Raw genomic sequence first — 8,490 nt, forward strand, 5'->3', positions numbered from 1 at the left:
CCAAATCCAAACTGCTCTTCCAGTGCCCGGATGGCCTTTTCACTTCGGCCTCCTACCTTACAAAGAACTACTACCTTTTTATTACGCTCGATTTTTTCGCCCTGTGAAATAATTGTCCCCAGGGGGATCAATTCACCTCCAATATTCGCAATCTCGAATTCGTGCGGTTCGCGTACATCAATCAGTTGGAAGTCTTCTTCTTTTTCCAGGAGCTCCCTGAATTCTTCGGCCGAAATTTCCTTGATTTTGGATTCTGTTTTACCAACACTGCAAAATTCCTCATAATCAATCAATTCTTTGATGCTTGGGTTTTCCCCATTTAATGGATTGCTCTTTTTCCTCCCAACTTTAAAAGTCCGGGATTGAAAACTCAGGGCATCGAAAGTGTATAACTTACCGCTGAGCACCTCGCCGATGCCTGTAATGACTTTCAAAACTTCTAATGCCTGCAGGCTACCGATGATTCCGGGCAATACTCCCAATACCCCACCTTCTGCACAACTCGGTACCAGTCCGGGAGGCGGTGGCGTTTCATACAGATCCCGGTAGTTTGGTCCGAACACCCCATTTTCCTGGTAATTGAAAACAGATACCTGGCCTTCAAACTGGTAAATGGAAGCATAAACATTGGTTTTATTTGACAGGACACAGGCATCATTTACCAGGTATCTGGTAGGGAAATTATCCGTACCATCTGCTACAAGGTCGTAGTCACCAATTAGCCGCATGGCGTTTTCTTTGGTGAACCTTTCATTATATACATTTATTTGGATATAAGGGTTGATCTCCAGAAGCCTTTTTTTAGCAGCCTCAACTTTCGGAATACCTAATTCGGAAACCCCAAAAATTACTTGCCGGTGGAGGTTACTGTCTTCTACTACATCAAAATCCACGATACCCAGCGTACCCACCCCTGCTGCTGCCAGATAAAGAAGGAGTGGACTACCGAGTCCTCCGGAACCAATGACCAATACCCTGGATTTTTTTAGTTTTTTTTGGGCTTCCAATCCGAATTCAGGGATGATGATATGGCGATTGTACCTGGCCAATTCTTCCTTACTGAAGCTAATATCGTCCGTACCACCTGCTATTGCCGGAACAATACTTACCACACTTTCACTTTTGATCCTGGTATTCTCCATTTCCAGATTCTGAATATCCTCCTCGTCAATAAAAATATTAATAAAGGAAGGGATATTTCCATCCGGCGTGTATAAATACCTTTTTAGCTCAGGGAATTTTTTTGAAAGCTCGTCCAACATTTCCTTTATCGTTTCTGCTTCAATTTCTGTTTTGGCTGCATTTGCAGTGAACTTACGTAAAGGGGTGGGGATGAATATTGTTGCCATAATTTTATTCGGTAATAATGTGAAATTTTTCTTCAATAAATTGATTGGTATCGTTCAATCGCCAGGATTTTATGTCTGAAAAGCGAAGTTTATTCAAGGAAATAATTACATAAGATACATTCGGGAAGGCTGAAAGGCGGTCAGTTTCAGATGGAATAGCAGGCCAATCCAGATGCGTGTGGTAAATACCTATCATTTGAGTTTGGGTTTTCATGGCCAGAACTTCCGTTTGCAAATAATCCTTCGGATGAATAAGATAATGTCGATCCCTGTTTTGGTCACTGACATTTTTTACGGGTATATAATTTAAGATGTTATTTTTATTTCTGCTAGTTTTTCCCAACAAAAACCCGCAAGTTTCCTCCGGAACGGTTTCGACCTCCTGTATCAAATTAGCTACTAAAGATGCTGCAATACAAATCATAAAATACAATTAACAGGGCGATTCAAAAGCATCCTTTAGTTCTTTTTCAAAAGGAGTTTTCGATAAGGAACGCATCATGATGGGAATCATATCCCCAAAATCCGAGGGCGTTAAACCGTCTTGCTTCAGGTGATTTTGATCCAGCCCCCATTTTAGAATTTCCATGGTCTGGGAGGCGGGAACATGAGCCAGGGAATCTTCAAATAATTCTTTCAGTCCGTTCAAAAGAACGGTTTTTGCCTCTTGGTCGGTGCTTACTTTTTTCAAAGCACTGATCAGGTGATCAAGAAGGTTATGGGAGGTGGGTACCAGGGTTGAAATAATGATATCTTCTGCTCTATTGATTTCCCTTTTTCGATTTTCATAGACATTTATCAATAAATTTAACTCAAGTGGATTTTTCCAGTCCAATTGTCCGCGGAAAAATTTCTCTCCATATCCCTTGGGATTCCCGGTAAAAATAATGGGTATTTTTCGTTTAAATTCCTGGATGTAGTAGAGGGCCAATTCAAGGCTTTCTACCGGCCATTCCAGGTTTTTTACCAATAAAAATCGAGCAATTCCTTTTTCTGAATGAATCAAAGCGTTTAGCAATAATAGTGCTGCTTCGTTTACGTTTTGAGCGGTGACAAATTTACCCGGAGAATGGATAGGAATGAAGTCCCCATTTTCAGCATATTCCATGATTTGCTTGTCCATCAAGCTGTTGTCGACTATATGCGTAAACCGTACCATACTGTATATCTTGGAACCGTTTCTGGAAAAGTCATCAAGCAACATTTCGCAAATCTTCTTGGTAGCCGCATAAATTTCATTGGTAAGATACCTGCTAGCTTTACCAGTGGATGTAAACACGCATTGGTTCACCGATGGCGTGTTTTCGCAGGCAGTCAGTACCGCTAAAGTACCCAGTATATTAGTTTTAACCGTGTCTAATATGGATTTCTCTGCCAGACCGGGGTTTCTTTGTGCGGCTGTATGAAATACAAATTCCGGCCGATAGGTTCTGAATATTTCTTCCAATCCTTTTTCGTCCAGAATGTCATGTTGTCTGAATTCAATTTGCTCTGATTCCGGCAGTTTATAGCTACTTTCCTGCGGGGACACCTTGTCCACTACCACAATTTTTGCCGGCCCATGTTCCAAAAGTGCCCGAACCAATGTGGAGCCCACGCATCCCAAACCGCCTGTTACAAGTATGGAAGACTGATTCAGGATTTGCTTCAATTCTTCAGACGGAATCGAAAGGGTTCTTTTTCTGGATGATTCCAGGGGATTATTTTCAATTCTTCCCTGCTCACGATACAATTCAATAAGCTTATCGGTTAAACTGGTCAATCTTTCATATCCGTTTTTATCTGAGATTTTTCCGGAGAGCTCCCAGATCTGTTTCATGAGTCCAGTCTTCATAGCGGTACTTTACTGATTCAGGAAAAATTTTAAATACATTTAATTGCATTAGAATAGCAAAAATATACATTTGAAAATAATTATGTAAATTTAAATTTCTTTTTTTACAATCGAAATATATTTGGCAGATATTTTTATCAATAAAAAGCTATTTTAGTTTAGGTAACGCTGAATTACTGGGATTAATGTTTTTTTGTTTGATTAATCCGTATATTTCGTTCAAATTTTAAACGAGCATGATTTTTACCGAAACGGAATTAAAAGGAGCCTTTATCCTTGAAATGGAAAGAATAGTAGACGAAAGAGGGTTTTTTGGACGAACCTTTTGTCAGAAAGAATTTGAAAAACATGGGCTTGAAACCCGGATTGCCCAGGCAAACATGTCCTATAATAAAAAAAAGGGAACCGTACGGGGGATGCATTACCAGGTAGCCCCTTATCAGGAGACCAAACTCGTAAAATGCACCTCAGGATCTATCTACGATATTATTATTGATCTCAGGGAAGATTCATCCACTTATGGGAAATGGATTGGTGTGGAACTTTCAGAGGGAAACAACAGAATGCTGTATGTTCCCAAAAATTTCGCACACGGTTTCATTACTTTAGAAGACAATACTTCCATTCAATACCTGGTTTCACAGTTTTACACCCCGGGGTCCGAAAGGGGAATCAAATGGGATGACCCGAAGTTTGAACTAAAGTGGCCCATTGAGGTGTCGGTTATTTCTGAAAAAGACAATTCTCATCCTTATTATACCTCCTAATTATAGTTATGATACTTATAGATAGTGCGCTCCAGAAACGTGAAGAAGAAAATAATCCCATAAGAGTAGGGATGATTGGTGCCGGTTTTATGGCGAAAGGAATTGCCATTCAGATGGAGTTGTATACCCCGGGAATGAAATTAGTGGCCATTGCTAACCGGACGCTACCAAAAGCCAGGGAGGTATTTCAAAATGCCGGGCATAACCAGGCCGAAGAAGTAACTAACCTGAGTCAGTTGGAATCCGCACTAAAAGCCGACAAAAAGGCAATCAGCACGGATCCTTTATTGCTCTGTCAGGCAAGCGGCATTGATGCCATTATTGAAGTTACCGGAGCGGTAGAATTTGGAGCGAGGGTTGCACTGGAGGCCATTGACCATGGGAAACACCTGATCATGATGAACGCAGAAGCCGACGGAACATTCGGCCCCATATTAAAAGTGTATGCGGATAAAAAAGGCGTGATTTTTACCAATGCAGATGGAGATCAACCGGGGGTAACATTGAACCTTTATCGATATGTCAGGCAAATTGGACTTAAGCCGGTATTATGTGGTAATATAAAGGGCTTGCATGACCCCTACCGAAACCCCACCACCCAGGAGGGGTTTGCCAAAAAATGGAACCAAAACCCAGTCATGGTTACCTCTTTTGCCGATGGGAGTAAGATCTCATTTGAGCAAGCCATAACAGCAAATGCTACCGGAATGAAGGTTGCCAAAAGGGGCATGCATGGTCCTACAGTAGAAGCAGGGAAACATGTTCGGGATTGTTTGGATCAGTATCCGGCTGAAGATTTGCTCAAAGGAGATGGCATCGTTGATTATATCGTTGGAGCAAGCCCGGGGCCCGGTGTTTTTGTCCTGGGTACCATGGACCATCCCATTCAAAAAACCTATCTTAATCTGTACAAAGTTGGAGAAGGTCCTTTTTATTGCTTCTACAATCCCTATCACTTGTGTCACTTTGAAGTTCCCATCACTGTTGCAAGAGCTGTTTTGTTTCACGATGCCACCATTGCTCCTGTCAAACCCATGGTGGATGTAGTGGCTACGCCCAAAAAAGATCTCAAAAAGGGAGAAGTGCTGGATGGTATTGGCCAATACATGATGTACGGGCTATGTGAAAACATGCCGATTTCCATGGAAGAGCGCTTGCTTCCACTTGGCTTGGCTGGAGGATGTGTGCTAAAAAGAGATGTTCCAAAAGATCAGGTGATTACTTACGATGACGTTCAGGTTCCTGAAGGAAGGATAAGTGACCGTCTTCGGGCTGAGCAGAATGCCTATTTCTTTCCAAAGGAGTAAACCTTCCCTGGAAACATAAATCGGAAGTATGACATTTGCATTTCTCTGCTGAGCATACCTATGTCTTGGACGCTGGTATCAGGAGCCAGGATAAATCCTTGTCCAGGATTTGTTTTTGTTGAAAACGATTTAAAACCTTTAGTCGGATCAGGCCCGATTCCCTAAAATGGGGATCATTAAAACCGATTCCTGTAAGCCCCTCCTGAAGGTCCTTAATAGTTCGTTCCAAATTAAATTGCGGCTGGAAATCAGGTGCCAATTGTTCGAACTTGCTAAAATTAACCCTGTAGGACCGCTTATCTGCCGGGGCATCTTCGTTTAAGGAAACTTGGGTTTCCGGAATTAATCTCTGGACTTCCAGGGCCACAGTTTTAATTTGGTGGTTCCAGGTATTACTTCCCACATTTACAGCTACGAAGGTTCCTCCATTTTCCCTGGCCCGTATAGAAGCCCATTCGATGGCTCTAGACATGTCCTTTACATGTATCATGGCTCTCCAGGGAGTACCGTCACTTAGTATATTGATCTTTTTTGAGGTAATAGCACCTGCCACAAAATCATTTAAAACCAGATCCAACCTAAGCCTTGGGCTAAACCCACAGGCAGTAGAAAACCTTAAACAAGTGATCAGGAAATTTTCCTGGGCAAGGGCCTGCAGGTCCTTTTCAGCAAATACCTTCGAACGGGCATAGGCAGTCAGGGGGTTTAAAGTTGCTTCTTCGGTTTTGGGAAAATCGTCTGCAGCCCCATACATACTGCAGCTGGAAGCATAAACAAAATGTTTGACTCCTGCTTTCCTGGCCTTCTTAGCCAGGTTTATACAAGAGCGGTAATTGATCTCCAGGGTGATATCTTCAAAAGTTTTTCCCATAGGATCATTGGAAATGGCCGCAAGGTTAATTACCACATCGACCCCCTCCAAAAGCTCATCCGGAAAATGGCGTATGTCGCCAAATACTTGTTTGTCGATCATTATTTCCGGCAAGGGGCCTGTAGTGGTTAGGCAATGAGAAAAATAGCCTATATCAAAACCAATGATCCTGGAATCGGGGTAGTTGTTTTTCAGGTGTTGTACCAACACGGGACCGATGTATCCCATATTGCCAGCGATGAGTATGTTCATAATTTTTCTTTTTACCGATAGATTACCAAACTTTCCAGGGAGCCTTCCCGGAAGACCAGAGTGTTTCCAGATAATTTTTGTCACGAAGGGAATCCATGGCTTGCCAAAATCCGTGATGGACATAAGCGGCCATTTCATTTTTATTGGTTAGCTTTTCCATGGGTTCTCGCTCCCATACAGTTTCATCGTCTTCAATCAGGTCAAAAACCGAGGGCTCTAGTACAAAAAAACCACCATTGATCATCGCGCCCTCCGTGCCATCCCCTTGTGGTTTTTCCCTAAATTGTTGAATGCGTGTCCCGGGAGAGGAAAGAACGAAGGCTCCAAATCTCCCGGGTTGCCTTACCGCCGTAAGCGTGGCTGCTACACCTTCCTTTTTATGAAATTGAATACTCTCGCGGATATTGACATTCGAAACGCCATCCCCGTAGGTCATGCAAAAAGTTTCATTCCCTATGTACTCTTTTATCCGTTTCAGACGACCCCCTGTCATGGTCTCCAGTCCTGTGTCCACCAGGGTAACTTTCCAAGGGGTGGCATGCTGTTGGTGGACATTCACCTCGTTTGTATCAAGGTTTACCGTAAAATCAGAATGCATGAGGTGGTAGTTGATAAAGTAATCCTTAATAACATGGCCTTTATAGCCACAGCAAATGATAAAATCATTAATGCCGTGATGGGCATACATTTTCATGATATGCCACAAAATTGGCTTATCACCAATTTCCACCATGGGCTTGGGGCGAACTGTACTTTCTTCACTGATTCTTGTGCCGAAACCACCGGCTAAAATTACTGCCTTCATAGCTTATTCAGGGTTTAAGATATTCGTATTTGCGAAAAATTTGGGACCAATAGAGGTGCACTGTATGTAATCAAATGTCATTTCCTTTCTGGAAAGGCTGAGTTTTATAACTCTCTGTAAGGCTTTCATCATACTCGATTTTATGTTTCAAGGTTGATTTTTCCTGAAATGTAGCCAATAGCACTTTTTCCAGATGGGAGGCAAAAATTTCAGAATTGAACTTGGTTTCAAATAATAAACGGGAGTTTTCGCTCATTTTTTCCCAAGATGCCTTATTGCTGGCAAAGAACGTTAATTGTTTTTTCCAGCCCTGCACGTCATACATGTCTACGTATTTGCCTATCCCTTCTTTTTCAATATCCAAATTCAAACAAGGATTGCGCGTCATAATAGCCGGTTTGCTGAAGGAAACCACATCCTGCAAGCTAGTCATACCCTGGCAGCCTTCCTTATGCTCCGGGTATTTTAGAGGAATTAGAATGGCAATCGATTTTTGATAATAGGGGATCAGGTCATAGGACCTAGTCACAACCGAATTTACCCGCACATTTGGGGGAATATCGGTGGTTTTTGGAATTGATTCAGGCGTACAAAATATCCATAATTTATATTCCAGTCCCCTAAAGGCTTCAATCAGCGTCTCGAAGTCCCTGTCCGTATGTCCGGCGCTAATGAAATAGTCACAGGATTCAAAAGGAAGGTGGGAAGGATTAAATTTATCTAAGTAAGTTATATCCGGACCCCACTGTGTAAGGCTGAACTTATTATTTGCGTCTTTCTCTGAAATGTTTAAAAGGGAAACAGTTTTTTTCATAAGTGGTTCACTTAAAAAAATGCAGGCATCGTAGCTGAGGATGTAAAGTCTTGAAAGGAAGCGATACAGTGGGTTTTCATTTTTACCTTGCCAAAAAGGTTGATGAATGGTGACGACGATGGGTTTTTTAAATAAACCCAAAAACTTAAGCAAAACCAAAAATTTGGTATTAGATGAGGAATAGGGGGAATATAGGATGTCGAATTTTTTGAGGTTGCGTAAAAGTCGGATTTGCTGGTCCAGGTGCCCAATGCCAAAGAACTCTCCGATTTTATTCAAAAGGGGGTATTTTTCATGAGGGAAGATACGCATGTCCACCTTTCCTTTTTTATCCAGTTCTACTTTTCCCCAAACGTGATGGCTTCCGCTCAATCCTTTTTCCCAAAGAGAATAGGCGTTTTCCATGGAGTAATTATTAATTAAAAAGACACGAGGCTTCATCCAGATCCAAAAATATTTTGAAATATTCTCCGCAAAATAAGGGAATTTTT

8 protein-coding genes are annotated in these 8,490 nt (G+C 41.9%); 2 read left to right on the forward strand and 6 right to left on the reverse strand.

The genetic code is table 11. The features are described from left to right. The 3 genes from moeB to HUJ21_RS21740 all read right to left on the reverse strand — a co-directional run. The coding region (gene moeB, locus HUJ21_RS21730) for a molybdopterin-synthase adenylyltransferase MoeB (protein WP_291372799.1) at positions 1-1,349 on the reverse strand (1,349 nt) is incomplete at its 3' end. Between the two features lie 4 nt (positions 1,350-1,353). Further along, positions 1,354-1,773 (reverse strand): M67 family metallopeptidase, encoded by a 420-nt coding sequence (locus tag HUJ21_RS21735; RefSeq protein ID WP_291372801.1) that lies wholly within the window; start codon positions 1,771-1,773, stop codon positions 1,354-1,356. A gap of 9 nt (positions 1,774-1,782) precedes the next feature. Continuing rightward, entirely contained in the window at positions 1,783-3,168 is a 1,386-nt protein-coding gene (locus HUJ21_RS21740) for a polysaccharide biosynthesis protein (protein ID WP_291372803.1), read from the reverse strand. 251 nt (positions 3,169-3,419) lie between these two features. Here HUJ21_RS21740 and rfbC point away from each other — a divergent pair, with 251 nt between their 5' ends. Continuing rightward, complete coding sequence (rfbC, locus tag HUJ21_RS21745; RefSeq protein ID WP_291372805.1) at positions 3,420-3,950, forward strand: dTDP-4-dehydrorhamnose 3,5-epimerase; 531 nt, start codon at positions 3,420-3,422, stop codon at positions 3,948-3,950. 8 nt (positions 3,951-3,958) lie between these two features. Beyond that, positions 3,959-5,257, forward strand: coding sequence for a Gfo/Idh/MocA family oxidoreductase (locus HUJ21_RS21750; protein WP_291372807.1), 1,299 nt, complete (start codon positions 3,959-3,961; stop codon positions 5,255-5,257). Positions 5,258-5,315: 58 nt separating this feature from the next. On the opposite strand, the gene HUJ21_RS21755 is transcribed toward HUJ21_RS21750, so the two are convergent. The 3 genes from HUJ21_RS21755 to HUJ21_RS21765 all read right to left on the reverse strand — a co-directional run. Beyond that, complete coding sequence (locus HUJ21_RS21755) at positions 5,316-6,380, reverse strand: SDR family oxidoreductase (RefSeq protein ID WP_291372808.1); 1,065 nt, start codon at positions 6,378-6,380, stop codon at positions 5,316-5,318. Between the two features lie 22 nt (positions 6,381-6,402). Next, entirely contained in the window at positions 6,403-7,185 is a 783-nt protein-coding gene (gene rfbF, locus HUJ21_RS21760; RefSeq protein WP_291372809.1) for a glucose-1-phosphate cytidylyltransferase, read from the reverse strand. A gap of 70 nt (positions 7,186-7,255) precedes the next feature. Beyond that, positions 7,256-8,490: glycosyltransferase (locus HUJ21_RS21765; RefSeq protein WP_366483789.1), on the reverse strand; the 1,235-nt coding region annotated here is incomplete at its 5' end.

The sequence above is a fragment of the Cyclobacterium sp. genome (genome assembly GCF_014762705.1).
Taxonomy (GTDB): Bacteria; Bacteroidota; Bacteroidia; order Cytophagales; family Cyclobacteriaceae; genus Cyclobacterium.